A 25,019-nucleotide genomic window follows, 5' to 3' on the forward strand; every position below is an offset into this window, starting at 1 on the left:
TGCGCCGGGACCGTGGCGGGGCACGCTGCGCCCGTTCCGCAGGGCTCACCGACCCCCGGCCGGCACGGGCTCGTGAACAGGACGGCCCCCCGGGCGCGCCTCCGCACGTCCGGGGGGCCGTCCTGCACGGCAGGAGGACCGGTTGGTTACTTGTCCTTGCCGCCCTTGTCCTTGTCCTTGTCCCCGCCGGGGCCCATGGACTCGTAGATCTCCTTGCACATCGGGCAGACCGGGTACTTCTTGGGGTCGCGCCCCGGAACCCAGACCTTGCCGCACAGTGCCACCACGGGAGTGCCGTCGAGGGCGCTCGCCATGATCTTGTCCTTCTGGACGTAATGGGCGAAGCGCTCGTGGTCGCCGTCGCCGTGCGACACCTGCGGCGTCGGCTCCACGAGGGTGCCCGTACCTGCCCCGCGCTCGGGCTCAAGAGTGCTCATGAGTGCCAGGGTACTGAAGGGCGACGGGTTCTAGTTCAGCGAAGGGTCGTCGGGATAGGTCGCCACCATCGCGAGTTCGCTGCGCTGCCGGCGCAGCACCGCGCGCCACAGCGCCTCGGGACGGGGCGAGGAGACGTCGCCGGGCTCGGACTCCACGACGTACCAGGCGCCCTCGGTCAGCTCGTCCTCCAGCTGGCCGGGGCCCCAGCCCGCGTACCCGGCGAAGATCCGCAGCGATCCCAGCGCCGCCGCGAGCAGTTCAGGAGGGGCCTCCAGATCGACGAGCCCGATCGCCCCGTACACCCGGCGCCAGCCGAGTGGCCCCTCGTCACCCGGGATGACGGCGACGCCGAGCGCGGAATCGAGGGACACGGGGCCGCCCTGGAAGACCACTCCGGGCTCGCCCGCCAGACCGGCCCAGGGCTCCAGGATGTCGACGACGCCGACGGGGGTGGGCCGGTTGAGGATCACGCCGAGAGAGCCCTCGTCGTCGTGGTCGAGCAGCAGGACCACCGCGCGGTCGAAGTTCGGATCCGCGAGGGCCGGAGTGGCGACGAGCAGCCGCCCTGTGAGGGAGGACACCTCGGTCATGCGAGACATGATCCCCCATCTTCGCCCTCCGCGGGGAGCGGGCGGCGGAGTGTGAGCGGACGCAGCTCAGGGCGCACCGCGGCGGCAGGAGCGCACAGGCCCGGGAACAGACGGATGGTAACCGTCCGCACGTACGCCCGAACAGAGCGTATTGTGCCGAATTCATTACGCATGAGGTCCCCCCTTGGCCTTACGGCAGAGGGGTAATCGCCCCTTACCCTTACTCACTGGCCCTGCCCGACTCCCCCCGCGCTCCATCGGGGGGCCCTCCGGAACGCGAGATTCATGACCGGCACAGACGATGTACTGCTTGTCCACGGCGGAACCCCGCTGGAGGGCGAGATCCGCGTCCGCGGCGCCAAGAACCTGGTGCCGAAGGCTATGGTCGCCGCGCTGCTCGGCAGCGAGCCGAGCCGTCTGCGCAACGTGCCCGACATCCGCGACGTACGGGTCGTCCGCGGGCTGCTGCAACTGCACGGGGTGACGGTCCGCCCCGGTGACGAGCCCGGCGAACTGGTGCTCGACCCGACGCACGTGGAAAGCGCCAACGTCGCCGACATCGATGCCCACGCGGGCTCCTCGCGGATCCCGATCCTGTTCTGCGGCCCACTGCTGCACCGGCTCGGCCACGCCTTCATCCCCGGTCTGGGCGGCTGCGACATCGGCGGCCGGCCGATCGACTTCCACTTCGACGTGCTCCGTCAGTTCGGCGCGAAGATCGAGAAGCGGGCGGACGGGCAGTACCTGGAGGCGCCGCAGCGTCTTCGCGGTTGCAAGATCCGCCTGCCGTACCCCTCGGTCGGCTCGACCGAACAGGTACTCCTCACCGCCGTCCTGGCGGACGGCGTCACCGAGCTCTCGAACGCCGCGGTGGAACCGGAGATCGAGGACCTCATCTGCGTGCTGCAGAAGATGGGGGCGATCATCTCCATGGACACCGACCGCACGATCCGGATCACCGGTGTCGACCGGCTCGGCGGCTACACGCACCGGGCGCTGCCCGACCGGCTCGAGGCCGCCTCGTGGGCGTCCGCGGCGCTCGCCACCGAGGGCAACATCTACGTGCGCGGCGCACAGCAACGCTCGATGATGACCTTCCTCAACACGTACCGGAAGGTCGGCGGCGCCTTCGAGATCGACGACGAGGGCATCCGTTTCTGGCACCCGGGCGGCTCGCTCAACGCGATCGCCCTGGAGACGGACGTGCACCCCGGCTTCCAGACCGACTGGCAGCAGCCGCTGGTGGTGGCCCTCACCCAGGCGGCGGGCCTCTCCATCGTCCACGAGACGGTCTACGAGTCCCGGCTGGGCTTCACCTCCGCGCTCAACCAGATGGGCGCCCACATCCAGCTGTACCGGGAATGCCTCGGCGGTTCGGACTGCCGCTTCGGCCAGCGCAACTTCCTGCACTCGGCGGTCGTGTCCGGGCCCACCAAGCTCCAGGGCGCGGACCTGGTCATCCCGGACCTCCGCGGCGGCTTCTCGTACCTGATCGCGGCTCTGGCGGCCCAGGGCACCTCGAGGGTCCACGGCATCGACCTGATCAACCGCGGCTACGAGAACTTCATGGAGAAGCTCATGGAGCTGGGCGCGAAGGTGGAGCTCCCCCGCAGCGCCGTCGTCTGACGCTCCCCCGCCCCGTGACGGGCCCGCCCGGGACCTTCTCAGCGCGGCCCATCCGGACGCTCCGGCGCAGCCGTCGTGCGTGCGGCCGTCCGGCGGGTGCGGTGCGATGCGATGCGATGCGGTGCGGTGCGGTGCGGTGCGGTGCGAGATCACAACGGGCCGGCTCGGCGCTGCGCCGCGCAGACAAAAGGGCGGCCACCCCAGGACAGGGGTGGCCGCCCTTCCGCGCCTGGACTTACTTGCCCTTCGCGGCTTCCTTGAGCTTCGAGCCCGCGGAGACCTTCACGCTGTAACCGGCCGGGATCTGGATCGGGTCACCGGTCTGCGGGTTACGTGCGGTGCGAGCGGCACGGTGGGTGCGCTCGAAGGTCAGAAAGCCGGGGATGGTGACCTTCTCGTCGCCCTTGGCGACGACCTCGCCGACGGTCTCGGCGAGAGCGGCCAGCACGGCGTCGGCGTCCTTGCGGGTCACCTCGGCGCGGTCGGCCAGCGCGGCCACCAGCTCACTGCGGTTCATGTTCTTACTCCCGTGTTCTTCTTGCCTGTGAGGCGTGAGATCGAAGCCGATGCTGCCAGGGCCCTCGGACAGTCCCCGGACCGGGTCTGCTGTCAGAGACCCCTCCACGCCCGTGGGTTCCCCCTGGGACGCAGGTCCTCAGGGGCATCCTGCCCCTACCAGCGGCGGGAAAGCCAATCCGGCACCCTCCGGAGTCACACGAAAAGCGCCAGTGCTTCATCGTGGTGACGTTCCGTCGACTCCTTGCGGACTCCCCGGAGCCGTGATGCCGCCGTCCGCGGGTGGGCGGACGGTCGCAGGCCCATGCTCCGCAACCCTAGAGGGGTGCTCCGGAGCCCGCGACTCGCGACGCGCCGTGGTCAGGCTGACGGGGGGCCCGTCACAGCTGCACCCGCAGCCCGCGCGGCGTCCCGGACAGCCCCGGCCACGGCGCCCGCGACCTTGTCGTTGAAGACGGACGGGATGATGTAGTTCGGGTTGAGCTCGTCCTCCGTGACCACGTCCGCGAGGGCGGTCGCCGCCGCGAGCATCATCTCCGTGTTCACCGTGCGGGACTGTGCGTCCAGCAGGCCTCGGAAGACACCGGGGAAGACCAGCACGTTGTTGATCTGGTTGGGGAAGTCCGAGCGGCCGGTGGCCACAACTGCTGCCGTCTGGCGGGCGATTGCGGGATCCACCTCCGGGTCCGGGTTCGCAAGCGCGAACACAATGGCGCCGTCCGCCATGGCCGCGACGTCGTCCGCGCCGAGCACGTTGGGGGCGGAGACGCCGATGAAGACGTCGGCGCCGCGAACGGCCTGCCGCAGCGTGCCGGTGACACCCTCGGGGTTGGTGTTGTCGGCGATCCAACGCAGTGCGGATCCGGGCGCGGCGTCCACCAGGTCCTCACGGCCGGCGTGCACGACGCCGTGGATGTCGGCGACGACCGCGTGCTTGACGCCCGCGGCGATGAGCAGCTTCAGGATGGCCGTACCGGCCGCGCCGGCGCCGGACATCACGACCCGCACGTCCTCGACCGCCTTGCCCACGACGCGCAGCGCGTTGGTCAGGGCGGCGAGCACGACGATGGCGGTGCCGTGCTGGTCGTCGTGGAAGACGGGGATGTCGAGCGCTTCCCGCAGTCGCGCCTCGATCTCGAAGCAGCGGGGTGCGGAGATGTCCTCGAGGTTGATGCCGGCGAAGCCGGGGGCGATCGCCTTGACGATCTCCACGATCGCGTCGGTGTCCTGGGTGTCCAGGCAGATCGGCCAGGCGTCGATGCCGGCGAACCGCTTGAAGAGGGCCGCCTTGCCCTCCATGACGGGCAGGGCGGCCTTCGGGCCGATGTTGCCCAGGCCGAGCACGGCGGAGCCGTCCGTCACGACTGCGACGGAGTTCCGCTTGATGGTCAGACGCCGCGCGTCCTCGGGGTTCTCGGCGATCGCCATGCAGACGCGCGCAACGCCCGGTGTGTAGACCATGGAGAGGTCGTCACGGTTGCGGATGGGGTGCTTGGACTGCATCTCGATCTTGCCGCCGAGGTGCATCAGGAACGTGCGGTCCGAGACCTTGCCGAGGACGACGCCCTCGATCGACCGCAGCTTCTCGACGATCTCGTCCGCGTGCGTGGTCGAGGTCGCGGCGATGGTGACGTCGATGCGGAGCTTCTCGTGGCCGGAAGCAGTGACGTCGAGGCCGCTGACCGAACCGCCGGAGGACTCCACTGCCGTGGTGAGCTGCGAGACGGCGGTTCCGCTCGCGGGCACCTCCAGTCGGACCGTCATCGAGTACGAGACGCTGGGCGCCGTTGCCATGGCCGAGTTCCTCTGCTTTCCCTAGCTTCATTGCTGCGTCGCCCGACACGGCCGGGCGAGGCCATCCGATGGTCGCACCTACCTGCCAGTAGCAGGTAATAGTGGTCCTTTTGTTTTTGAAAACTATTTTCCACAATACGAGAAGTTCTGGTCCAAACAGAAGAGGTCCGCATCACCCGTGAGTGACGCGGACCTCTGCTTCCCTGCTTCACGTACTGAGCGGCACCGACCCGCCATGCTCGCCTCGCGGCAAGTGGTCCCTCTAAGGGACGAAGGTTGGGCCCGGGGGCTTGGATCGGGCCGGTGCCGACACAAGGCTAACAAACGGTCCAGGAAAGGTGATTCCCCCTACCACCAGCAGCCCCCCGATCGGCTCTGCCCGGTCCGCGGAACGGGCCGCGGAGCATCCCCGAGCCGGCTCCCGGTTCCGGGCACCGCCCACTCCGGCAGCCCTCCCGCGCCGGAACCGGGACTCAGTCCCTGAGCAGGTCGGGGATCCCGTCGGCGTCCGGCTCGTCCCGCCGGCCCGACACGACGGTCAGCTGCTGGGTCGCGCGGGTCAGCGCCACGTACAGCACCCGCAGCCCGGCCGGGGACTCGTCCGCGATCTCAGCCGGCGAGACCACGACCGTCGCGTCGTACTCCAGGCCCTTGGCCTCCAGCGAACCCAAGGCCACGGCGCGGTCGCCGAGGTCCGCCAACCAGGCTGCCGCCTCCGCGCGGCGGCCCATCGCGACCACTACGCCGACGGTGCCGTCGACCTCGTCCAGGAGGCGCTCGGTTTCCTGCCGCACGGTCCGCTCCAGGACGTCGCGCGCGACGGTGAAGCGGGGCCGCAGTCCCGTCGAGCGGACCGCACGGGGCGCCTGCATCCCCGGCATCGCGAGGGTCAGCACCCGGGCGGCGAGATCGGCGATCTCGGCGGGGTTGCGGTAATTGACGGTCAGCTCGAAGCGACGGCGCGGCCGGGTGCCGAGCGCCTCGTCGCGAGCTTCTCCGGCCTCGTCCGGGTCCGACCAGGACGACTGCGCGGGATCGCCCACGACCGTCCAGGTGGCGTGCCGACCGCGGCGCCCCACCATGCGCCACTGCATGGGCGTGAGGTCCTGTGCCTCGTCGACGATGACGTGCGCGTACTCCGTGCGCTCCGCGGCGAGGCGCTCGGCCCTTTCCCGCTGGGACTCCTCGCGCTGCGGCATCAGCTCTTCCAGACCGGTGAGCTGGTCCAGCGGGTCGTACTCGCGCTTCTTCTTCGGGCGGGCCGGGGCTCCGAGCAGGGCGTGCAGTTCGTCGAGCAACGCCACGTCGTGCACGGACAGGCCCTCGCTCCTCAGGCTGCGGGCGAGTCTGCGCACCTCACCGGGGTTGAGGACGCGCCGCGACCACCGGCCGAGCCGCCGCTCGTCGCCCATCGCCGCGAGCACCCCCCGCGGCGTCAGCTCCGGCCACCAGGCGTCCAGGAACGCGATGAACGCGTCCTCGGACGTGACGTCCTCGTCGAAGGACGAACGCAGCTCCGCAGCCAGCTCGGGGTCGGCATGCCGACCCACGGCACCGGACTGGGCGTACAGTGCGTCGAGCAGCAGCCGGCGGGCCCGCGGACGCAGCAGGTTGACCGGGGCCGTGCCGCCGAGGACGTTCTGCCGGATGCGCCGCAGCTCGCCGGCCTCGAGCTCCAGGCGCCGCCCGAAGGCGACGACGCGCAGCCGCTCGGGGCACCCTCCCCGTTCCAGAGCGCCGCGCGCGGCCTTGCGCAGCACCTTCAGCATCCGCGAGGAGCCCTTGACGCGGGCGACCGCGGGCTCGTCGTACGTCGTCGCCTCGGCTCCGTCCACCAGGGATCCCAGCGCGCGGATCGCCACCTGGCCCTCCTCGCCCAGGGACGGCAGTACGCCCTCCGTGTAGGCCACCAGGAGCGGTGTCGGGGAGACGATCAGGATGCCGCCCGCGTACCGGCGGCGGTCCTTGTAGAGCAGGTAGGCGGCACGGTGGAGCGCCACGGCCGTCTTCCCCGTGCCCGGGCCCCCGGACACCTCGGTGACGGACGCCGCCGGAGCCCTGATCACCAGGTCCTGCTCGGCCTGGATGGAGGACACGATGTCCCGCATGGTGTGGCTGCGGGCCCGGCCGAGCGCGGCCATGAGGGCGCCGTCGCCGATGACGGGCAGCTCCAGGCCGTCCAGGGTGGCCTTGAGCTCGGGGCGCATCAGGTCGTCCTCGACGCCGAGGACCCGGCGACCCCGGGAGCGGATGACCCGGCGGCGCACCACCCGGCCGGGATCGACCGGGGTGGAGCGGTAGAAGGGCGCGGCGGCCGGCGCGCGCCAGTCGATGACCAGCGGGGCGTAGTCGGCGTCGAGGACGCCGATGCGACCGATGTGCAGGGTCTCGGCGATGTCGGCGTACTGGCCGGTCCCGTCCGTGCGCACGGCGTCGTCGGCCGGCTCGACCGAGGTGTACGCGCCGTCCGGGCCCTTCTGGCCGTCCTTGCCGGGCAGCAGGTCGATCCGGCCGAACAGGAAGTCCTCGAACTCCCTGTTCAGCCGGTTGAGGTGGATCCCGGCCTGGTAGACCTGGGCGTCCCGCTCGGCGAGCGCTCCTGGCGTGCCGACCTGGCCGCGCTGGGCGGCGTCGTTCATCAGGAACTCCGCCTCGTGGATCTTCTCCTCGAGACGGCGGTACACCCGGTCCAGGTGTTCCTGTTCGACACCGATCTCGCGGTCCCGGATCGTGTCGACCCGGGTAACAGCGACTTCCTGCGCGGCCACCGAGGCCCCCTTCTGACGTGCACTGGGCGACCGTCAACCGTACGCGAAGGGGGCCGGTATGTCAGGCGGCAGGACCGGCGGTGTGCGTCACGCGTCGACCTCCACCAGGCGCTTCCCGTCGAAGGTGCGCACCTCGAAGTGGTCGATTTCGTTCCGGTCCATCGCCGCTCCGCCGTTCACGTACAGCGGCTTCTTGCCCATCTCGTTCGTGCTGTCCGGAATGCCGTACCCCCACTTCGGCACGGACCAGGAGGTGACGACCTCTTCCTGACCGGTCTTGGAGACGGCGACCAGACTGCACTTGAGCGGGCCCTTGACGTTCTTCAGCTCGAGCACCGCGTGGGTGCCCCATGCCTTCTTCTCCAGACCCACGGTAGCGCTCACCTTGCTGATCGCATCGGTGGCCTGGACCTTCTCCGTCATCTGGTTGAAGAAGGCGTCCTCGGCGGGGCTGCTCGGATCGGGAGCGGCGACGACATTGCCGGCCCGGGCGTCCTCCTGGGTGACGACCACCGCGACGGCCGGGCCGCCGATGATCAGGACGGCCGAAGCCGCGATCATGTACATGCTGCGACGACGCTTCCGGGCCCGCTTGACGGCGACTTCGCCGACGAGCCGGTCCAGCATCTGGGGGGTCGGCGGGGTCGGGATCGACGCCGCGGGCCGCGGTGGCGGCTGCATCAGCTTGCTGCTGAAGGGCAGGAGATCCTGCTCCGGCGACTGACCCTGCTGCCCCGTCGCGTCCGCGAGCATCGCCAGCATCGGTTCCATGCCGGAGAACTCCTCGAGGTGGCCGGCGCAGATGTCGCAACCCGCCAGATGCGCCTCGAAGGCGGTGGCTTCCGCGTCGTCCAGGAGACCGAGGACGTACGCCCCGGCCGTCTCGTGGATCGAGCCCTCTTCGGGCTGTCCGTACTGCCCGAACTGATCCTGCCTGTTCATGCCGTGACCCCCCTCTCCTCCAGAGCGAGCTTCATGGAACGCAGTGCGTAGAACACGCGGGACCGCACTGTCCCGCTGGGTATGCCGAGGGTTTCGGCCGCTTCATTGACCGTACGCCCCTTGAAATACGTCTCGACGAGTACTTCCCTGTGCGCAGGGGTCAAATCATCGAGTGCATCGGATAGCGTCATCAGCCACAACGCCTTGTCGATCTCGTCCTCCGCGGGCATGACCTCCAGCGGCGACGGATCGACCTCCTGCGGCCGGGCCTGCCGGCTGCGGTGACCGTCGATGACGATGCGCCGGGCGACCGTCACCAGCCAGGGTCGGACAGAACCGGTCGCTCGATTGAGCTGTCCGGCGTTTTTCCAGGCACGGATGAGCGTCTCCTGCACCACGTCTTCGGCGCGCTGGCGATCGCCCGCGACGAGACGGAGTACATAGGCGAGGAGTGGCCCGGCGTGCTCCTGATACAACGCGCGCATCAGCTCCTCGTCGGGGACGGAAGCGCTGGTGCGCGGCGTACCTGCTCGATGCCGGGCTCTGCCCGAACGGTCATCGGCCACGGCGGCATCCTTGCGCACCTGAACCTCCTGGTCGAGACCCTGCCTGATGTCTGAACTGCTTCCCTGTCCCCCATCACTACGAAGGCCCCCGCCGATCGACTCAACGCGGCCGGAATTTTTTTCAAGATCTTTTTTTGAGGACACGGCAACGGCCGGAGCGGCCCCTTCCGCGACCCGACTTCGGGCAGATGCCGAGCCCTTCCACGACTCGGGCCCCCGGACCGCGCGACCTCGTCGCGACCGTGGCTCAGGCTCGCGCAGGAGCGGCCCTGCGCCGGTGCCGCGCGACGCGCTCCCGATTGCCGCACACCTCGCTGGAACACCAACGACGGCGTCGCCCGCGGGAGGTGTCGAGGTAGACCCGCCGGCAGGCGTCGCCCTCGCAGCGGCGGAGCCGGCCGCGGGCGACGGGGTCGGTGAGCAGTTCCACGGCGTCCCGGGCCACCGCGGCGAGCAGCGCGGCGCACTCCGGACGGGCGAGCGGGGCGCGCACCAGGGCGCCGTCGCCGTCCCGCACGGCCCTGGGGGCGGGTGGGGCGGAGTCCGCGGCGAGGGAGTTGAGCAGATCGAGTGCGGTGCCGTGCGCACCGGTCGTCCCCGTGTCGATCTGCTCGTTCACCAGGAGGCGTACGCAATCGCGCAGTTCGACGAACCGGACCACCCAGTCGTGCCCGACCGGATCGAGCGGCGTGCCGGCGGGCAACAGTCCAGCGGCGACCAGCCACGGGCCGAGCCGCTCGGGCCGGTCCAGCGGCCCCGGGCCGGGCACCGCCGGCTCCCCCGTTGCCACGAGGTCCAGACAGACGCGCCCGGAATCGAACCGCCACGCGTACGAGCCGCCGTTGCCCATGACGTCAGACTGCCCGCGTCCCCGCGCCGCCGGAACCCCTCGGACGGGAGTTGGCGCGTCGTGCGGGGGTGCGCGGGACGCGACCGGTGGTCGAACCGTCCGACCTCACCGAGGAGGGGCGCAACACCTGCGACGGTTTCTGCGCCGCCGCTGCGGGTTTCGGCTCGTGCCGTCCGCAGCGCGCCGGGATCCGGCCACCGGCGCGGAATCCGGATCCGTACGGCCCGTTGACGCTGTCGCGGCCCCTCCCCGACACGCCCGTTCCGGGGTGTTCGGCAGCCCTCGCGACCGCGCCGATCCGGCTCGCTCGACGCGCCCGTCGCCCCGACCTCCCGGTCGTCGACCGGCTCGCCTGCGCCACCGCCTCCCCGTCCGGTCTTCCCCACAGCACGGGGAAGACGTCTCCACCACCGCGGGTCTACCGTCCGACGCGCGGGGTGCACAGCGCCCCCTCCGCGCCCCGCGGCAGGTCCGCATGCTCCGGGACGCCGGTCAGACGTCCGCGTACTTCGCGTCGGCCGCCGGGTCGAGCGCCAGCCGGTAGCCGCGCTTCACCACCGTCTGGATGAGGTTCGGCACCCCGAGCGCCGTACGCAGCCGAGCCATCGCCGTCTCGACCGCGTGCTCGTCACGACCCGAGCCCGGTAGTGCGCGCAGCAGGTCGGCTCGGGAGACGACCCAGCCGGGACGGCGGGCCAGGGCACCCAGCAGGGACATGCCCGCCGGCGGCACCGGACGCACCTCACCGTCGACGAGCACGGCGTGGCCCCGGATCTCGACGCGCCTGCCGGCCAGCGGCAGGGTCCTGGCCCGCGACGGCAGTTCGACACAGAGCACCTGGACGAGCGGACCGAGGCGGAAGCGCTCCGGCTGCACCGTGTCCAGCCCGCGCGACTGCAACGGCAGGGCGGTGACCGGACCGACGCAGGCGGGCAGGACGTCGTGACGGAGGGCGTCCAGCAGTTCTCCGACCACCCCGCGTTCCTCGGCCCGGGAGAACAGGGAGGCCGCGGCCGGCGCGCTGGTGAAGGTCACGGCGTCGAGCGACCGCGCCACCGTGGCGTCGACCAACCGGTCCAGCGGGCCCGTGTCCTCCGGCGGCATCCACCGGTACACGGGGACGACGACGACCTCCGCGCCACCGGCCCGCAGCGCCTCCACGAACCCCGGCAGCGGCTCACCGTGCAACTGCACCGCCACCCGGCGGCCGTCCACGCCCTCGGCGAGGAGCCGGTCGAGGACCTCGGCCATCGACTCGGACGTCGGGGACCACCCCTCGGTGAGCCCCGCAGCCCTGATCGCCCCCTTCACCTTCGGCCCGCGGGCGAGGAGTTCGACGCGACGCAGGCACTCCAGCAGTTGCTCGCCGCAGCCCCACCCGTCCGCCGCCTCCACCCAGCCGCGGAATCCGATCGCCGTGGTGGCCACGACCACGTCCGGCGCGCGTCCGATGAGTTCCTTCGTCGCCGCCAGGAGCTCGCCGTCGTCCGCGAGGGGAACGATCCGCAGGGCGGGGGCATGCAGCACGGCCGCCCCGCGACGCTGGAGCAGGACACCCAGTTCGTCGGCACGGCGGGCCGCGGTGACGCCGACCGTGAAGCCCGAGAGCGGAGCGATCCCCGGAGCAGCGTGCTGTTCGTCGTTCATGCCGACCGAGCCTGGCAAGGACGCGTGACAGGCTCGGATCGGTGGCATTTCCCCGTCGTTACGAGGCACGCCCGCTCACACCTCGGCGTAGCTGAGCCGCGGTGCGGTCTCGGCGGCGGCGGCGGGCACCGGCGGGGCCGCCGGCTTGCGAAGGTATACCGTCCAGGTCACCGCGCAGCACGCCACGTAGGCGATCAGGAAGGCGACGAACGCGCCCGTTCCGGTGCCGACGGTCAGGAAGGACTGCCGGAAGGCGAGGTTGATGGCCAGCCCGCCGAGCGCACCCACCGCACCGATCAGACCCATCGACGCCCCGGACAACCTGCGACCGTACGCCTCCGCCGCCTCCCCGACCATGCCCTGTGCCAGCGCCTTGGCCCGGAAGATGCCCGGGATCATCTTGTACGTGGAGCCGTTCCCGAGGCCCGACAGGACGAACAGGGCGACGAAGCCGACCAGGAACACGCCCAGCGACGTGTTCACCGAGGCGTAGATGACGATCCCGGTGGCCGCCGCCATCGCGGCGAACGTCACCAGGGTGATCCTGGCCCCGCCGAAGCGGTCGGCGAGCGAGCCACCGAGCGGCCTGATGAGCGAGCCCAGCAGCGGGCCGATGAAGGTGAGGGACGCGGCCTGCAGCGGTGTGCGCCCGAACTGCGTCTGCAACACCAGCCCGAAGGCGAAGCTGTATCCGATGAAGGAGCCGAACGTGCCGATGTAGAGGAACGACATGATCCAGGTGTGCGGGTCCTTCATCGCCTCCTTGGCCGCCCCGGTGTCGTTCTTCACCGGCGCGAGGTTGTCCATGAACAGCGCGGCGCACAGCGCGGCGATCGCGATCAACGGGATGTAGACGCCCAGGACGATCCTCGGGTGCGTGGCACCGGCCGTACCGATGACGAGCAGCCCGACGAGCTGCACCACGGAGACGCCGACGTTGCCGCCACCCGCGTTGAGCCCCAGCGCCCAGCCCTTCTTCCGCAGGGGGAAGAAGGCGTTGATGTTGGTCATGGAGGAGGCGAAGTTGCCGCCGCCCACCCCGGTGAGCACGGCGACCAGGAGGAAGGTCCCGTACGACGTGCCCGGTTCCATCACCACGTAGGCGGCCCCGGTCGGCAGCAACAGCAAGAGGGCGCTGAAGACGGTCCAGTTGCGGCCGCCGAACCGGGCCACGGCGAAGGTGTACGGGACCCTGATCACGGCCCCCACCAAGGTTCCGGTGGCGATCAGGAAGAACTTGCCTGCGGGGTCCACCCCGTACTGCGGGCCCATGAACAGGACCATGACGGACCACAGGCTCCAGATGGAGAAACCGATGTGCTCCGACAGTACGGAGAAGAGCAGATTGCGTCGGGCGATCCGCTCACCCCCCTCGTTCCAGAACGTCTCGTCCTCGGGGTCCCACCGCTCGATCCACCTGCCGGCCATGGCGTGCCTCCACTGATCTCCGGGCTGTTCCGGTTGTGGATCCGACGCTAGGGACGGCGGGTTTCAGCGCCGTGGCACGAGGTGACCGGTGCGCAACCTTGCTCTCACCCGCGGCTCAGGCCTTGTGTGAGCGCCTCTTCTTGCGCGGGGCACCGTTCGGCCACAACCGGGGCTTGCGCTTGGCCGCCACGTCCTCCAGCCAGCCCACCGCCACGATCATCACGCCGATCAGCGGCCAGACGACCAGGAACATCAGCAACGCGTACACCGCCTCGACGTAGCCACCGAGGTGCGCGTCGACGTACGGAATGCCGAAGAGCAGGTCGATGACCGGGATCGTCGCCATGATCAGCAGGTTGTGCCACAGGTAGATCGTCACGGCGCGGTTGTTCGCCAGCGTCACCAGCGGGTCGAAACGAGCCAGCTTGCCGGGCAGTGCCTGCCACGACGGGGAGTACTGGAGGAGGATCACGCAGAAGCCGAACGACCACGTGGCCTGGGCGAGCGGGATGTCGTTGAGGTCCCAGCCGTCCGGCCCCAGGTGTCCGGAGGCCCACCACAGGCCGAACGCCATGATCAGCACGGACGCGGAGACCGAAACGTAGCGCGGGATCTTCTCGAAGTACCCCTCCTGGTGGGCGAAGCCCAGCACCCAGCAGGAGCCGTAGCAGGCGAAGTCGGTGATCGCGAGGCCGGTCTCGCCGGGGATCTTCACCAGACCGGAGCCGACGACCGCGGTCAGCGCGAGCGGCGCCAGCAGGGTCACCCACGGCAGCTTGCGGAACGCCCACAGCAGCAGCGGCGACGCGATAACGAACCAGAGGTAGGCGCGGATGTACCAGAGCGGGCCGACGGCCTGCACGGCCCACGTGTTCTCCAGCAGCCCGGCGTTGTCACCGCTGTGCCAGGGGAACGGCGGGGCGCCGACCGGCACGACGTACCAGGCCAGCTTGACGAACCACCAGACGCCCTCGTCCTTCGCCGGCTTCCAGCCGAAGTAGAAGATGACCGGCAGGACGGCCGCGGAGAACGCCCACATCGGGGGCAGCAGCCGCCGGACCCGTCCGCGGATCACGCTCAGCGCGGGCCGGGAGAGCGACCGTGCCATCAGCGAGCCCGCCAGCGCGAACATCACGCCCATGGAGGGGAAGAGGACGGTCAGCCAGGCCCAGCCGAAGATGTGGTAGACGACGACACGGACCAAGGCGATGGAACGCAGCAGGTCGAGGTAGCGGTCCCGGCCCGGTCGCTTCGGCGCCGCATCCACGGTGGCCGGAGCCACCGCGGCGTGCCGGGCGGCGGACGCGCCGGCCGCGCCGAGTGACTGGGTGCTCATCCGACGGGCCTCCGGTCCTCACTGCTGCGCCGCTGGGTCGGGATCGACCCCGGCGCCTCCACGACGCCCGTCCTGCGGAGCTTCTGCCAGCGGAGCCGGCCACCGGTGAGGGCGGTGATCCAGGACTGCAGCAGCACCACGTACATGAGTTGTCGGTAGAGGAGCTGCTGGAGCGGCAGCGTGATCAGGTGCACCATGCGTTCCTTGTCGAGCCGGAACGCGTAAGCGGCGCAGACGACCTGGATGGCCAGCACCCCGAGCCAGGCGACGATGGTCTTCCCCGTGGGCCCGAAGACCAGCCCGTAGAGCAGGAAGACGTCGATGAGCGGCGCCAGCAGGGGGAACAGCACCATGAAGAGCGAGACCAGCGGCAGACCGACCCGGCCGAAACGACCGGACGGCCCCTTCTCGATCAGGGCGCGCCGGTGCTTCCATATCGCCTGCATCGTGCCGTAGGACCAGCGGTAACGCTGGGACCACAGCTGCTGCACGGTCTCCGGTGCCTCGGTCCAGGCGCGGGCCTTCTCGGCGTAGACCACGCGCCAGCCGTCGCGGTGCAGCGCCATGGTGATGTCGGTGTCCTCGGCGAGCGTGTCGTCGCTCATCCCGCCGACCCGGTCCAGAGCCTCGCGGCGGAAGGCTCCGACGGCACCCGGAATGGTGGGCATGCAGCCGAGCACGTCGTACATGCGCCGGTCGAGGTTGAAACCCATCACGTACTCGATGTGCTGCCAGGCGCCGATGAGCGAGTCGCGGTTGCCGACCTTGGCGTTTCCGGCGACCGCACCGACCCTCGGGTCGCCGAAGGGCTGCACGAGCTCACGGACGGTGGAGGGTTCGAAGACGGTGTCGCCGTCCATCATCACGATGATGTCGTGCCGGGCGTTGCGTATGCCGTTGTTGAGGGCCTCGGGCTTGCCCGAGTTGACCTGGCGGACCACCCGCACGTTGGGCAGCCACATGTCGTCGACGATGTCCGCGGTGCCGTCCGACGACCCGTCGTCGATGACGATGATCTCGATCGGGTGGTCGCTCTCCATCAACGAGCGCACCGTGTTCTCGATGCACTCCTTCTCGTTGTACGCCGGCACGAGCACCGTCACGGGCTCGGTGACCGTGGGGCCCCAGCGGAACCGGCGGCGGCGCACCTTCCGGGCGTGCCCGAAGGAGAGCAGCAGCATCATGCCGAAGCGGACGAAGACCAGCACGCCGATCGCGGCGAGACCGACCGTCAGCACCGACGTGGTGTCCTCCGAGACGGCGACGGCGGTGACCCAGGCCTTGCCCTTCCACAGCTCGAGGCCGGTGACGGGGGTGTGGGCGCTGGGCGCGCCGAGTGCCTCGGTCAGGTTGGCGAAGCGGTAGCCGCGCGCCTTCATCTCGGGCAGGAAGCGGTCGAGCGCGGCCACGGTCTGCGAGCGGTCGCCACCGGAGTCGTGCATCAGCACGATGGAGCCCTCGGTGCCCTCGGGGCTGGCCTGCTTGATGATCGCGTCGACGCCCGGGCGCTTCCAGTCCTCGCTGTCCGTGTTGTTGAGCGCCGTGATGTAGCCGCGGCTGCCTATGTACTCGGTGACGGGCCAGGACTTGTCGTCGAAGGCGTCCGAGAAGGACGAGTACGGCGGACGGAACAGCGAGGTGCGTATCCCCGCGGCACCCGCGATCGCGAGCTGGTTCTGCGAGAGCTCCCAGTCGATGCGGCTCTTGGACTGGAACGACAGATCGGGGTGGTTGAACGTGTGGAGCCCGACCTCGTGCCCCTCCGCGACCATGCGCTGCACCAGCTCGGGGTGGCGCGAGGCCATCGTGCCGGTGACGAAGAACACGGCGTGCGCGTCGTACTTCTTCAGCTTGTCCAGGACTTTCGGGGTCCACGTCGGGTCGGGACCGTCGTCGAAGGTCAGGACGAGGTTCTTGTCGGGGACGCTCAGTGCCTTCGGTGCGCCCGGGGTGCGGGCGTCGATGACGGGACCGCCGTCGAGGATGCTCTCGGGGACCTGATCGCTGGCAACGGGGGGCCGTACCCGGTGGTCCGCCAGGATCTCGCTGTGCACGTATCCGCGCAGCATCAGCATGGCGAGCAGCGCGACCAGGAACAGTGACGGGAGCAGGTAGCGCATGGGCAGTCTGCGCCGCACGACGTTCCTTCTGCCGCGGGGCCGCGCCCTGCGGCCGGAGGTGCTCATTTACGGTGCGTCGCCTTCCGCGGCCAACTGCTGACCGCCCTGTTCCGCCGGCGGACCGGACGGTTCTTCCGTTGGTGCTGTCGCGCTGTCCGTGGGGTCGGGGGTGACCGGCGGGGGCTCCTGGCCCCCGGTACCGCCCGAGCCGCCGGTGCCCGCGGAGACGCTCGGCTTGGGGTTCGGGCTCGCGCCGGCCGAACCGCTACCGGTGCTTCCCGTGCCCTTGCCGGGTGTGGCCGACGTGGCGGTGGACGCCTTGCCGCCCGGCGCGGTCGGCGAGCCGCTGGGCGCTCCCTTGGCTCCGGCGCTCGGTGCGCCGCTCGGTGCGAGGGCGCCGGGAGTGCTTCCGGGAACGGCCGAACCGGAAGGTGTGTCGGCGGGCACCTTGGGCTCTTCCACGGTGCTGTTGGTCTTCTCGTTCGCGGCGGGACCGGGTATCAACAGCCACGGAGCGTTCGAATTGCCGCCGATGAGGGCGACGACGAGCGTCGCGGCGTAGCAGGCGCAGGCAATGGCCAGGACCCAGCCGAGGCGACGGAACTTCTTGCTGCGACGTCCACTCTCGTCGACGAACACCGGTCCGTCGGATTCGTCGGGCGGCGCTACCGCCGGGCCGGGGACGTCCCACTGCCCGGGATCGAGGGCATCGATCTGCATCGTGACCTCGTTGGGGTCATGAGCCTGCCTCGTCCGGGTACTTTTTTGCCAGTCTTCCACTGCTCTACGCACATCCCCCACTGAACCGAGAGTGGGTGCGCACACGACTAAACCGGACACTCGTCGTCGGACCGGGACCCCAACCCGGTCCGAGCGCCCCCTACCACGTTGCACCCGGACCATGAATGTAGCGCACCCTGCTGACACGCGTGCCGCTGTCGCGGGTGTTGTCCGGCACAAATCAGAGGTCGGGTTCCGGTAGCCAACCGTCGGGCGCTACCTCCAGCCACCGCCCGGTTGCAGCGAGTTCGGCAGCGGCCGCCCGGAGGGCGTCGAGGGCGGGATGCTTCAGCCCACGCCGCCACACGAGCGAGAGCGGGGACATCGGTACGGGGGCGACGAGCGGCAGCAGCACCGCGCCCGGCATGGGCGGGAATTCCGTGACGGCGAGCACCGCAGTGGGGTTCCTGGCCATGACCCGGCCGAACTCCTCCTTGCCCAGGACCACTGGGGAGGGAGGCGCGATCTCTATGCCGCGCCCTTCGAACAGCTGCCGCGCGAGGTCGGTCCACTCCCTGGTCTTCGGATTGCCTGCGCCCGCGTAGAGCCGCTCACCGGCGAGCTCGCGGAGCTCCACCTGCTGCCGACCGGCCAGGGGATGGCCCGCGGGCAGCAGGACGGCCATCCGCTCGAACCGTACGGGCTGGTGTTCCAGTCCGGCGCGCAGGGACGGTTCGAGCCCGCCGAACCAACCGAACGACGCGTCGAGCCGCCCGGCGAGGATCTCTGCGGCGGCGCCGGTCAGCCCGCTTTCGAACCGGGCCAGCAGTTCGCGTTCGGGGGCGAGTTCACGGGCGCGCGCCAGAACGCGGCCGGAGGTGATGCCCTCGGTGTTGAGGTCGACGAGCAGCGGCCGGTCGGCGTCCGCGAAGGCCGCGATCAGTTCGTCGTGGGCGTCGAGGACCCTCCGGGCGTACGGGAGCAGCCGTTCCCCCTCCGGCGTCAGCGTCACCTGACGGGTGGTCCGCACGAACAGGTCCCTGCCCATCCGCTGCTCCAGCCGCCGGATGTCGCGGCTGAGCGCCTGCTGGGCGACGTAGAGCCGGGCGGCGGCGCGGGTGAAGTGGAGCTCGGCGGCGACGGCGACGAAGGCGCGCAGCAGCCGGGGGTCCATGTCCTGGGGCACCCCGGGAATTTACATCAGGGGTGCGTCAATGCGCTCCGAACGGGTGTTGGACCCCTGGGGGTACCCGGCGCGAGCCTTGACGCATGCCCCACACGACCACGGACACGACTGCGCGCAGGGCTGGACCACGCATGGCCACGACCGGCGGGACCCTCGTCCTCGTTCCGTCCTTCGAGGAGCCGCGCTCGACGCGACGGCCCCGTACGCCGGGACCGTACACCCGACTGTTCCGCGTGCCGGGCGCGCGGGCCTTCACCTTCGGCAATCTGCTCGCCCGGCTGCCCATGGGGATGTTCACCGTCAGCGCCGTGATCATGATCGCCGGGGAGCGGGGCTCGTACGCCCTCGCCGGGGCCGTCACGGCGACGGGGCTGGCCGCCACCGCCCTCGTCGCCCCGTGGACCGCTCGGCTCGTCGACCGCCACGGCCAGGCCAGGGTCGCCGTGCCGGCCACCGTGCTGGCGGTGCTCGGCTCGCTCGCGCTGCTGCTGTGCGTGCACGTCGGGGCACCCGACTGGACGCTGTTCGCGTCGTACGCCGCGACCGCCACCACTCCCAACACGGGCGGGATGTCCCGGGCGCGCTGGGCACATCTCTACCGGGGTGACCCGGCGGCCCTGCACACCGCGAACTCCTTCGAGCAGGCCGTCGACGAGCTGTGCTTCATGGTCGGGCCGGTGCTCGCGGCGTTCCTCTGCTCGGCGCTGTTCCCGGAGGCGGGCACCCTGGCGGGAGCCGTCCTGCTGCTGACGGGCATGCTGCTGTTCGCCGCCCAGCGCTCCACCGAGCCGCCGGTGGCCGCCCGGGCGGCCCGGTCCCGCTCCCCGCTGCGCGTCCCCGGGATGAGGGCGCTGCTCGTCGTGTTCCTCGCGACCGGCACGGTGTTCGGCGCGATGGAGGTCACCACGATCGCGTTCGTGGACGGCCCTGCGGCGGGTCTGGTGCTGGCGCTCCAAGCAGCCGGGTCCGGACTGGCGGGACTGGCCTACGGCCGGGCCGGCCGCTCGGCGAGCCTGCGGACCTGCCTGGCGGCCATGACCGCCCTCATGGCGCTCCCGCTGTTCGTGGCTGCGGGCACCGGCTCGCAGCCGGCCGTCGCGACGGCACTCCTGATCGCGGGCATGGCGACCGCACCGACGATGGTGACGGGAATGGCCACGGTGCAGCGACTGACGCCCGAGGGCCGGTTGAACGAGGGCATGACGCTCGCCGTCACCGCGCTGCTCGGAGGCATCGCGGCCGGGTCCGCGCTGGGCGGATGGACGGTGGAGCACGCGGGCGCCGCGTACGGCTATGCCGTACCAGCCGCAGCGGCGGGCTGCGCCCTCCTGTTGGCGACCATGACGAAGGCCCGGCTGCCGTGACAGCCGGGCCTTCGCCCACATGGGATGACGGGGCTGGTGGGGGCGGGGCCCCCTCCGTCCAGTGGAGATGGCGGGAATCGAACCCGCGTCCAACGGTGCGGAACCAGGGCTTCTCCGTGTGCAGTCCGCTGCGATTTTCTCGGCCCCGGAGATCACGCGGACAAGTCTCCGACGGGCTCAGTCACTGTTTGGTTTCCCCCTACACCCCGTGACCGGGTCTAGAGGTTTAGTTCCCTAGCTGATGCCAGGATCCGGGTCGGGAACGGCCCCGGGCTGACACTTCGCACGTCGCTACTTAGGCAGCGAGGGCGAAGGAATCGCGCTTGGTGTTGGCGATTATTGGTTGCGACATATGGTTTACGAGATCATTGCCGCTTCCTCGACACGCTTCCCCTGCTTCGACATCCGCTGTCGAAACCGATCATCCCCATGTTGATTTTTCAACGCACACCCCCGCTATGAGGGGCAGGTGCCATCGTACGTGACCAACGCACGCAGGTGCCAGCGCATTCCGCGGCGTCCCCGGCGCACGGGCTGGAACGCATCCCCGCTCCGCGAACCCGAGGGCCGGCATCACGAACCCGAGGGCCGGCAAGCCCGTCCCGCCCACGGACCCCGGACGGTCGGCAAGATCAGGCCCGCTGGCGGCGGCGCACCGCCGACATGGCACGGTCGGCCTCGCGCCGGTCCTGCTTCTCGCGGAGCGTCTGCCGCTTGTCGTACTCCTTCTTTCCCTTGGCGAGCGCGATCTCGACCTTCGCCCGCCCGTCCTTGAAGTAGAGCGCCAGGGGCACGATCGTGTGGCCCGTCTCCTGGGACTTGGCCTCGAGCTTGTCGATCTCGGCCCGGTGCATCAGCAGCTTCCGCTTGCGGCGGGCGCTGTGGTTGGTCCAGGTGCCCTGGCTGTACTCCGGGACGTGGACGTTGTGCAGCCAGGCCTCGTGGCCGTCGATCTGGACGAAGCCGTCCACCAGCGAGGCCCGCCCCTGGCGCAACGACTTCACCTCGGTGCCCATCAGCACGAGGCCGCACTCGTAGGTGTCGAGGATGTGGTAGTCGTGCCGCGCCTTCTTGTTCTGCGCGATCAGCTTGCGCCCTTTTTCCTTAGCCATAGTGCGGTCATTTTCGCACTACGAGCCGGTACCGAGGCCACTCAATACCGTGCGGGCCCGCGACTCGGCCCGCTTGTCGGCCGGGACGTCCGGGGTGATGCCCCGGCCGTCGACGTCGTGGCCCGAGGGCGTGCGGTAGTGACCCACGGTGAGCTCGGCCACGGAGCCGTCGGGCAGCCGCTCCGGCATCTGCACCGACCCCTTGCCGAAGGTGCGCGAACCCACCGTGATCGCACGGCCGCGGTCCTGCAGGGCGCCGGTGAGCAGTTCGGCAGCGCTCATCGTGCCCCCGTCGACCAGAGCGACGAGCGGATGCCCGGTGTCCCCTCCGGGGCGCGCGTACAGGGCCTTCTGCTCACCCCGCACGTCGTACGTGGCGACGAGACCGCCGTCCAGGAAGGCGGAGGCGGCGGTGACGGCCTCCGACACCAGACCGCCGGCGTTGCCGCGCAGGTCGAGGAGGACGCCGGCGCCCCGGGGCGCCGCACGGACCGCCCGCCGCACCCGCTCGCCACTGCCCCGGGTGAACGCGGCAACCTTGATCATCACGGTCTTGTCGCCGAACCGCTCCACGGTGACGGCCTCGGTGACGAGCTTGGCCCGGCGCAAGGTCTGGCTCCAGGAGCGCTCGCCCCGCTGCAGTCCCAGGCGCACGGACGAGCCGGCCGGAGCACCCTTGCCGTCCCCCCGCAGCAGGGCGACCACCTCGCTGACCGGGCGACCGTCTATCCGGGCTCCGTCAATGGTCCGCAACAGGTCACCGGCTCGGACGCCGGCCGTTTCGGCCGGTCCGCCGCGCTGGACCCGAGCCACCTCCGCCCGGCCGTCCGCGGCGCGCCTGGCCCACAGCCCGACGCCCGTGTAGGCGCCGTCGAGAGCCTGCTCGAACTCTTCGTACTCGCCCTTGTCGTACACCGCGCCCCAGCGGTCCCCGCTGCGACTGACGACGTCCTCGGCGGCCTTGGTGCCGGACTTCCCGTCGGCCATCGCCTCTGCCGCCGCACGCGCGACCTCGTCGCGGTCGACGGTCGCCGCCGCCGCACGGGCGGCGGGCAGCGGGGACAACTCGGCGTCCCCCCGCGGTAGCAGGTCGGTGGCCGCGGCGGTCGCGAGGACGCTCACGAAGACCAAGGTCAGAGCCGCCCCGCGGCGGAATCCACGGGGCATCCTGGGTGATTCGGGGCCCGGCATGGCGACCACTCTAGGACAAGCAAAGGGCGCCGTACGGCCGTTGACCGTACAGCGCCCAGGGCACTTGTCACACCTTCAGGTACTTGCGCAGAGCTATGAATGCGGCCAGGGCCGGCATCAACAGTCCGATGGCGAGCACCAGCGGAAGCTTGGTGATCACGGCGTCCCAGCCGATGAAGTTGACCAGTTGCATCTTGTCGGCGAGCGCCAGGCCGCTGTCGATGAGGAAGTACCGGCCGAGCAGCAGCATCACACAGGCCACACCGCCGCCGAGCAGCCCGGCGAACGCGGCCTCCATGATGAACGGCATCTGGATGTAGAAGCTGGACGCGCCGACGAGCCGCATGATGCCGGTCTCACGCCGGCGGCTGAACGCCGAGACGCGCACCGTGTTGACGATCAGCATCAGCGCAATGATCAGCATCAGCCCCATCACGAACAGCGCGGCGACGTTCATGCCGTTCATCAGGTCGAACAGGTTCTGCAGGATCCCGCGCTGGTCCTGGACGGACTCCACCCCGGCCCGACCGGCGAAGGCGGTGGCGACCACCTTGTACTTCTCCGGGTCCTTGAGCTTGACGCGGTAGGACTCCTGCATCTGGTCCGGCGTGATCATCGAGGCGATCGGGGTGTCGCTGTACTGCTCCCGGTAGTGCTTGTACGCCTCGTCGGCCGACTCGTGGTGGACCGTCTCGACGACGTCCATCTTGTCGAGGTCGGCCTCGATCTGCTCCTTCTGCTCACTGGTGACAGCACCCTTGGAGCACTTGGCCGAGCCCGACGCCGACGCATCGTTCTTGTTGCAGAGGAAGATGGAGACGTTGACCTTGTCGTACCAGTAGTCCTTCATCGTGCTGACCTGCTCACGCATGAGCAGTGCACCGCCGAAGAGCGCGAGCGACAGGGCCACGGAAACGATCACCGCGAAGGTCATCGTCAGGTTGCGGCGGAGACCGACGCCGATCTCCGACAGTACGAACTGGGCGCGCATGGGGAGTCGTTCAGCCTTTCAGTGCTGGTAGCCGTAGACGCCGCGCGCCTGGTCGCGCACCAGACGGCCTTGTTCGAGTTCGATGACGCGCTTGCGCATCTGGTCGACGATGTTCTGGTCGTGGGTTGCCATGACCACCGTCGTCCCAGTCCTGTTGATGCGGTCGAGCAGCTTCATGATCCCCACGGAGGTCTGCGGGTCGAGGTTGCCGGTCGGCTCGTCCGCGATCAGCAGCAGGGGCCGGTTGACGAAGGCGCGGGCGATGGCGACACGCTGCTGCTCACCACCGGAGAGCTCGCCTGGCATCCGGTCCTCCTTGCCGCCGAGCCCCACGAGGTCGAGGACCTGGGGCACGGCCTTGCGGATCTCACCGCGCGGCTTGCCGATGACCTCCTGCGCGAAGGCCACGTTCTCGGCGACGGTCTTGTTGGGCAGCAGCCGGAAGTCCTGGAAGACCGTCCCGAGCTGACGGCGCATGTGGGGCACCTTCCAGTTGGACAGGCGTGCGAGGTCCTTGCCCAGTACGTGCACCATGCCGTGACTGGCGCGCTCCTCGCGCAGTATCAGCCGCAGGAAGGTCGACTTTCCGGAACCGGACGAGCCCACGAGGAAGACGAACTCCCCCTTCTCGATCTCCAGGGAGACGTCACGCAGGGCGGGGCGGTTCTGCTTCGGGTAGCTCTTGGAGACGTTGTCGAATCGGATCACGGGTGCACCACGGTCGGCCGGGAGTAGGTGTGCGTGACCTTACGCGAATGGGGATCCGGAGTGGAGTCACCGACCGGAGTTGCGCATTTTGTCCGTTCCGGAAGTCGTCGATCAAGGTCTTCCCCGTGGCTGTCATCCGGCGAGGCGCGCCGAAACGCCCGGGAGCTGGCACAGTGGTAGCGGGAACGGAAACGCCCCCCGGAGCGTTGCGCGGAGAGGAACGCAGAGAATCATCGATGGAACGCCGGGAGAACGGCTCTGCGGGCGGCTCCGCCGCGCGGGAGGAGGAGAGCGCATGACCTACGACCGACTGGTGTGCGCCAACTGCGCGGCACCCGTCAGCGAGGGCCGCTGCCCCGTCTGCCGGGCAAGCCGGGAGCGCCTACAGCAGCAGGAGGGTCCGCTGGCGGCCCTGACGCCCATGACCCTGCTGGCACTGCTCGTGATCCTGGTGGCCGCCGTGGCCGTACTGGCCCATCAGGCCGTATAGCTTTCCGGTTGACTACATAGACTTCCAGGAATTCTGGGCACGCGAGGGCCCGGGCCGCCTTTGCGGACGACCCGGGCCCCTTCATCTGCGGTCACTCCCGCCGAGGCGTGGCGTCCCCGCTCAGGCAGCGGTGCGGCCGCCACCGACGAGGCGCGGCAGCATGCGGAAGCCGATACCACCGGCGATCATCGTCGCGGCACCGACCAGCAGGAAAGTGGTCTCGGCGGCACCGGTCTCCGCGAGTTCCTCCTTGGCCTCGCCCTGCTCGACGGGCTTCGAGCCGGCGTTGTCGGTGTCCGTGTTGTCGGCGCACTCGGCACCCTCGACGTCGACGGTGCAGCCACCGGTCCCGCTACCACCCGTCGTGCCGGACGAGGAGCCACCGTCGGTACCACCCTGGTCGCCACCACCCGAGGTGGCGTTGCCACCCGAGTTCGCGTTGCCACCGCTGTTGGCGTTGCCGCCCGAGTTGGCATTGCCACCGCTGTTGGCGTTGCCACCCGAGTTCGCGTTGCCACCGCTGTTGGCTTCGCCAGTGGTGGAACCACCCGACGTGGTCGCACCACCATCGGTCGTGGAACCACCCGACGTGGTCGCACCACCATCGGTCGTGGAACCACCCGACGTGGTCGCACC

General features: G+C 70.1%; 21 protein-coding genes, 1 other RNA gene and 1 pseudogene. 3 read left to right on the forward strand and 20 right to left on the reverse strand.

Annotation, left to right across the window (positions count from 1 at the left end):
• Positions 1 to 146: 146 nt before the first annotated feature.
• Both ACFXOM_RS17755 and ACFXOM_RS17760 read right to left on the reverse strand, forming a co-directional pair.
• The gene (locus ACFXOM_RS17755) at positions 147 to 437 is read right to left on the reverse strand and encodes a DUF3039 domain-containing protein (protein ID WP_384931106.1); all 291 of its coding nucleotides are present in this window, start codon (positions 435 to 437) and stop codon (positions 147 to 149) included.
• 30 nt (positions 438 to 467) lie between these two features.
• Positions 468 to 1,028, reverse strand: coding sequence for a YqgE/AlgH family protein (locus ACFXOM_RS17760; RefSeq protein WP_384931104.1), 561 nt, complete (start codon positions 1,026 to 1,028; stop codon positions 468 to 470).
• A gap of 285 nt (positions 1,029 to 1,313) precedes the next feature.
• Here ACFXOM_RS17760 and murA point away from each other — a divergent pair, with 285 nt between their 5' ends.
• A complete protein-coding gene (gene murA, locus ACFXOM_RS17765) occupies positions 1,314 to 2,654 on the forward strand; it encodes a UDP-N-acetylglucosamine 1-carboxyvinyltransferase (protein WP_384931101.1) in 1,341 nt (446 codons plus the stop codon).
• A 235-nt stretch (positions 2,655 to 2,889) separates the two neighbouring features.
• On the opposite strand, the gene ACFXOM_RS17770 is transcribed toward murA, so the two are convergent.
• The 12 genes from ACFXOM_RS17770 to ACFXOM_RS17825 all read right to left on the reverse strand — a co-directional run bounded on the left by ACFXOM_RS17770 (position 2,890) and on the right by ACFXOM_RS17825 (position 18,527).
• Positions 2,890 to 3,171, reverse strand: coding sequence for an HU family DNA-binding protein (locus tag ACFXOM_RS17770; protein ID WP_004571953.1), 282 nt, complete (start codon positions 3,169 to 3,171; stop codon positions 2,890 to 2,892).
• A gap of 359 nt (positions 3,172 to 3,530) precedes the next feature.
• A complete protein-coding gene (locus ACFXOM_RS17775; RefSeq protein ID WP_384931100.1) occupies positions 3,531 to 4,964 on the reverse strand; it encodes an NAD-dependent malic enzyme in 1,434 nt (477 codons plus the stop codon).
• A 473-nt stretch (positions 4,965 to 5,437) separates the two neighbouring features.
• Positions 5,438 to 7,732, reverse strand: a complete 2,295-nt coding sequence (locus ACFXOM_RS17780) for a HelD family protein (RefSeq protein WP_384931098.1) — start codon at positions 7,730 to 7,732, stop codon at positions 5,438 to 5,440.
• An 87-nt stretch (positions 7,733 to 7,819) separates the two neighbouring features.
• The gene (locus ACFXOM_RS17785) at positions 7,820 to 8,674 is read right to left on the reverse strand and encodes an anti-sigma factor family protein (protein WP_384931097.1); all 855 of its coding nucleotides are present in this window, start codon (positions 8,672 to 8,674) and stop codon (positions 7,820 to 7,822) included.
• A complete protein-coding gene (locus tag ACFXOM_RS17790) occupies positions 8,671 to 9,258 on the reverse strand; it encodes a sigma-70 family RNA polymerase sigma factor (RefSeq protein ID WP_384931095.1) in 588 nt (195 codons plus the stop codon). Before ACFXOM_RS17790 ends, ACFXOM_RS17785 begins: the two co-directional genes overlap by 4 nt.
• A 229-nt stretch (positions 9,259 to 9,487) precedes the next feature.
• Positions 9,488 to 10,090: a CGNR zinc finger domain-containing protein gene (locus tag ACFXOM_RS17795; RefSeq protein WP_384931092.1), complete on the reverse strand. Its 603-nt coding sequence runs from the start codon at positions 10,088 to 10,090 to the stop codon at positions 9,488 to 9,490.
• Between the two features lie 492 nt (positions 10,091 to 10,582).
• Positions 10,583 to 11,737, reverse strand: coding sequence for a uroporphyrinogen-III synthase (locus tag ACFXOM_RS17800; RefSeq protein ID WP_384931089.1), 1,155 nt, complete (start codon positions 11,735 to 11,737; stop codon positions 10,583 to 10,585).
• Between the two features lie 75 nt (positions 11,738 to 11,812).
• Entirely contained in the window at positions 11,813 to 13,165 is a 1,353-nt protein-coding gene (locus ACFXOM_RS17805) for a nitrate/nitrite transporter (protein ID WP_384931087.1), read from the reverse strand.
• A 115-nt stretch (positions 13,166 to 13,280) separates the two neighbouring features.
• Entirely contained in the window at positions 13,281 to 14,501 is a 1,221-nt protein-coding gene (locus ACFXOM_RS17810) for an acyltransferase (protein WP_384931084.1), read from the reverse strand.
• On the reverse strand, positions 14,498 to 16,621 hold the full coding sequence (locus ACFXOM_RS17815; protein WP_384931559.1) for a bifunctional polysaccharide deacetylase/glycosyltransferase family 2 protein: 2,124 nt from the start codon (positions 16,619 to 16,621) through the stop codon (positions 14,498 to 14,500). Before ACFXOM_RS17815 ends, ACFXOM_RS17810 begins: the two co-directional genes overlap by 4 nt.
• A 66-nt stretch (positions 16,622 to 16,687) precedes the next feature.
• A complete protein-coding gene (locus tag ACFXOM_RS17820) occupies positions 16,688 to 17,341 on the reverse strand; it encodes a hypothetical protein (protein ID WP_384931082.1) in 654 nt (217 codons plus the stop codon).
• 241 nt (positions 17,342 to 17,582) lie between these two features.
• Positions 17,583 to 18,527, reverse strand: a complete 945-nt coding sequence (locus tag ACFXOM_RS17825; protein WP_384931079.1) for a LysR family transcriptional regulator — start codon at positions 18,525 to 18,527, stop codon at positions 17,583 to 17,585.
• Positions 18,528 to 18,658: 131 nt separating this feature from the next.
• On the opposite strand from ACFXOM_RS17825, the gene ACFXOM_RS17830 reads away from it, so the two are divergent.
• On the forward strand, positions 18,659 to 19,891 hold the full coding sequence (locus tag ACFXOM_RS17830; protein WP_385038403.1) for an MFS transporter: 1,233 nt from the start codon (positions 18,659 to 18,661) through the stop codon (positions 19,889 to 19,891).
• Between the two features lie 59 nt (positions 19,892 to 19,950).
• On the opposite strand, the gene ssrA is transcribed toward ACFXOM_RS17830, so the two are convergent.
• The 5 genes from ssrA to ftsE all read right to left on the reverse strand — a co-directional run bounded on the left by ssrA (position 19,951) and on the right by ftsE (position 23,893).
• Positions 19,951 to 20,320: a transfer-messenger RNA gene (ssrA, locus tag ACFXOM_RS17835) on the reverse strand.
• A 203-nt stretch (positions 20,321 to 20,523) separates the two neighbouring features.
• Positions 20,524 to 21,003, reverse strand: a complete 480-nt coding sequence (gene smpB, locus ACFXOM_RS17840) for an SsrA-binding protein SmpB (RefSeq protein ID WP_384931074.1) — start codon at positions 21,001 to 21,003, stop codon at positions 20,524 to 20,526.
• Between the two features lie 18 nt (positions 21,004 to 21,021).
• Positions 21,022 to 22,194, reverse strand: a complete 1,173-nt coding sequence (locus ACFXOM_RS17845) for a S41 family peptidase (protein ID WP_384931071.1) — start codon at positions 22,192 to 22,194, stop codon at positions 21,022 to 21,024.
• 67 nt (positions 22,195 to 22,261) lie between these two features.
• Entirely contained in the window at positions 22,262 to 23,185 is a 924-nt protein-coding gene (gene ftsX, locus ACFXOM_RS17850) for a permease-like cell division protein FtsX (RefSeq protein WP_384931068.1), read from the reverse strand.
• 18 nt (positions 23,186 to 23,203) lie between these two features.
• Positions 23,204 to 23,893 carry a cell division ATP-binding protein FtsE gene (gene ftsE, locus ACFXOM_RS17855; protein ID WP_384931066.1) on the reverse strand — a complete coding sequence of 230 codons (690 nt, stop codon included), beginning with the start codon at positions 23,891 to 23,893 and terminating at the stop codon, positions 23,204 to 23,206.
• Positions 23,894 to 24,188: 295 nt separating this feature from the next.
• Between ftsE and ACFXOM_RS17860 the strand changes: the two genes are divergently transcribed.
• Positions 24,189 to 24,383 carry a hypothetical protein gene (locus ACFXOM_RS17860; protein WP_384931063.1) on the forward strand — a complete coding sequence of 65 codons (195 nt, stop codon included), beginning with the start codon at positions 24,189 to 24,191 and terminating at the stop codon, positions 24,381 to 24,383.
• A 120-nt stretch (positions 24,384 to 24,503) separates the two neighbouring features.
• Here the strand turns inward: ACFXOM_RS17860 and ACFXOM_RS17865 are convergent.
• Positions 24,504 to 25,019, reverse strand: a pseudogene (locus tag ACFXOM_RS17865) (hypothetical protein); the annotation flags it as partial.

Origin of the sequence: Streptomyces sp. NPDC059169 (assembly GCF_042755225.1) — a bacterium.
GTDB lineage: Bacteria > Actinomycetota > Actinomycetes > Streptomycetales > Streptomycetaceae > Streptomyces.

Excerpts from the sequence above, each read along its gene's own strand:
- ACFXOM_RS17800 (WP_384931089.1), bottom strand. The coding sequence starts at position 11,737 with ATGAACGACGAACAGCACGCTGCTCCGGGGATCGCTCCGCTCTCGGGC.
- ACFXOM_RS17785 (WP_384931097.1), bottom strand. The coding sequence starts at position 8,674 with ATGAACAGGCAGGATCAGTTCGGGCAGTACGGACAGCCCGAAGAGGGC.
- ACFXOM_RS17815 (WP_384931559.1), bottom strand. The coding sequence starts at position 16,621 with ATGCGCTACCTGCTCCCGTCACTGTTCCTGGTCGCGCTGCTCGCCATG.
- ACFXOM_RS17795 (WP_384931092.1), bottom strand. The coding sequence starts at position 10,090 with ATGGGCAACGGCGGCTCGTACGCGTGGCGGTTCGATTCCGGGCGCGTC.
- murA (WP_384931101.1), top strand. The coding sequence starts at position 1,314 with ATGACCGGCACAGACGATGTACTGCTTGTCCACGGCGGAACCCCGCTG.
- ftsX (WP_384931068.1), bottom strand. The coding sequence starts at position 23,185 with ATGCGCGCCCAGTTCGTACTGTCGGAGATCGGCGTCGGTCTCCGCCGC.
- ACFXOM_RS17860 (WP_384931063.1), top strand. The coding sequence starts at position 24,189 with ATGACCTACGACCGACTGGTGTGCGCCAACTGCGCGGCACCCGTCAGC.
- ACFXOM_RS17845 (WP_384931071.1), bottom strand. The coding sequence starts at position 22,194 with ATGCCGGGCCCCGAATCACCCAGGATGCCCCGTGGATTCCGCCGCGGG.
- ACFXOM_RS17805 (WP_384931087.1), bottom strand. The coding sequence starts at position 13,165 with ATGGCCGGCAGGTGGATCGAGCGGTGGGACCCCGAGGACGAGACGTTC.
- ACFXOM_RS17775 (WP_384931100.1), bottom strand. The coding sequence starts at position 4,964 with ATGGCAACGGCGCCCAGCGTCTCGTACTCGATGACGGTCCGACTGGAG.
- ACFXOM_RS17760 (WP_384931104.1), bottom strand. The coding sequence starts at position 1,028 with ATGACCGAGGTGTCCTCCCTCACAGGGCGGCTGCTCGTCGCCACTCCG.
- ACFXOM_RS17755 (WP_384931106.1), bottom strand. The coding sequence starts at position 437 with ATGAGCACTCTTGAGCCCGAGCGCGGGGCAGGTACGGGCACCCTCGTG.
- ACFXOM_RS17810 (WP_384931084.1), bottom strand. The coding sequence starts at position 14,501 with ATGAGCACCCAGTCACTCGGCGCGGCCGGCGCGTCCGCCGCCCGGCAC.
- ACFXOM_RS17770 (WP_004571953.1), bottom strand. The coding sequence starts at position 3,171 with ATGAACCGCAGTGAGCTGGTGGCCGCGCTGGCCGACCGCGCCGAGGTG.
- ACFXOM_RS17820 (WP_384931082.1), bottom strand. The coding sequence starts at position 17,341 with ATGCAGATCGATGCCCTCGATCCCGGGCAGTGGGACGTCCCCGGCCCG.
- ACFXOM_RS17830 (WP_385038403.1), top strand. The coding sequence starts at position 18,659 with ATGGCCACGACCGGCGGGACCCTCGTCCTCGTTCCGTCCTTCGAGGAG.
- smpB (WP_384931074.1), bottom strand. The coding sequence starts at position 21,003 with ATGGCTAAGGAAAAAGGGCGCAAGCTGATCGCGCAGAACAAGAAGGCG.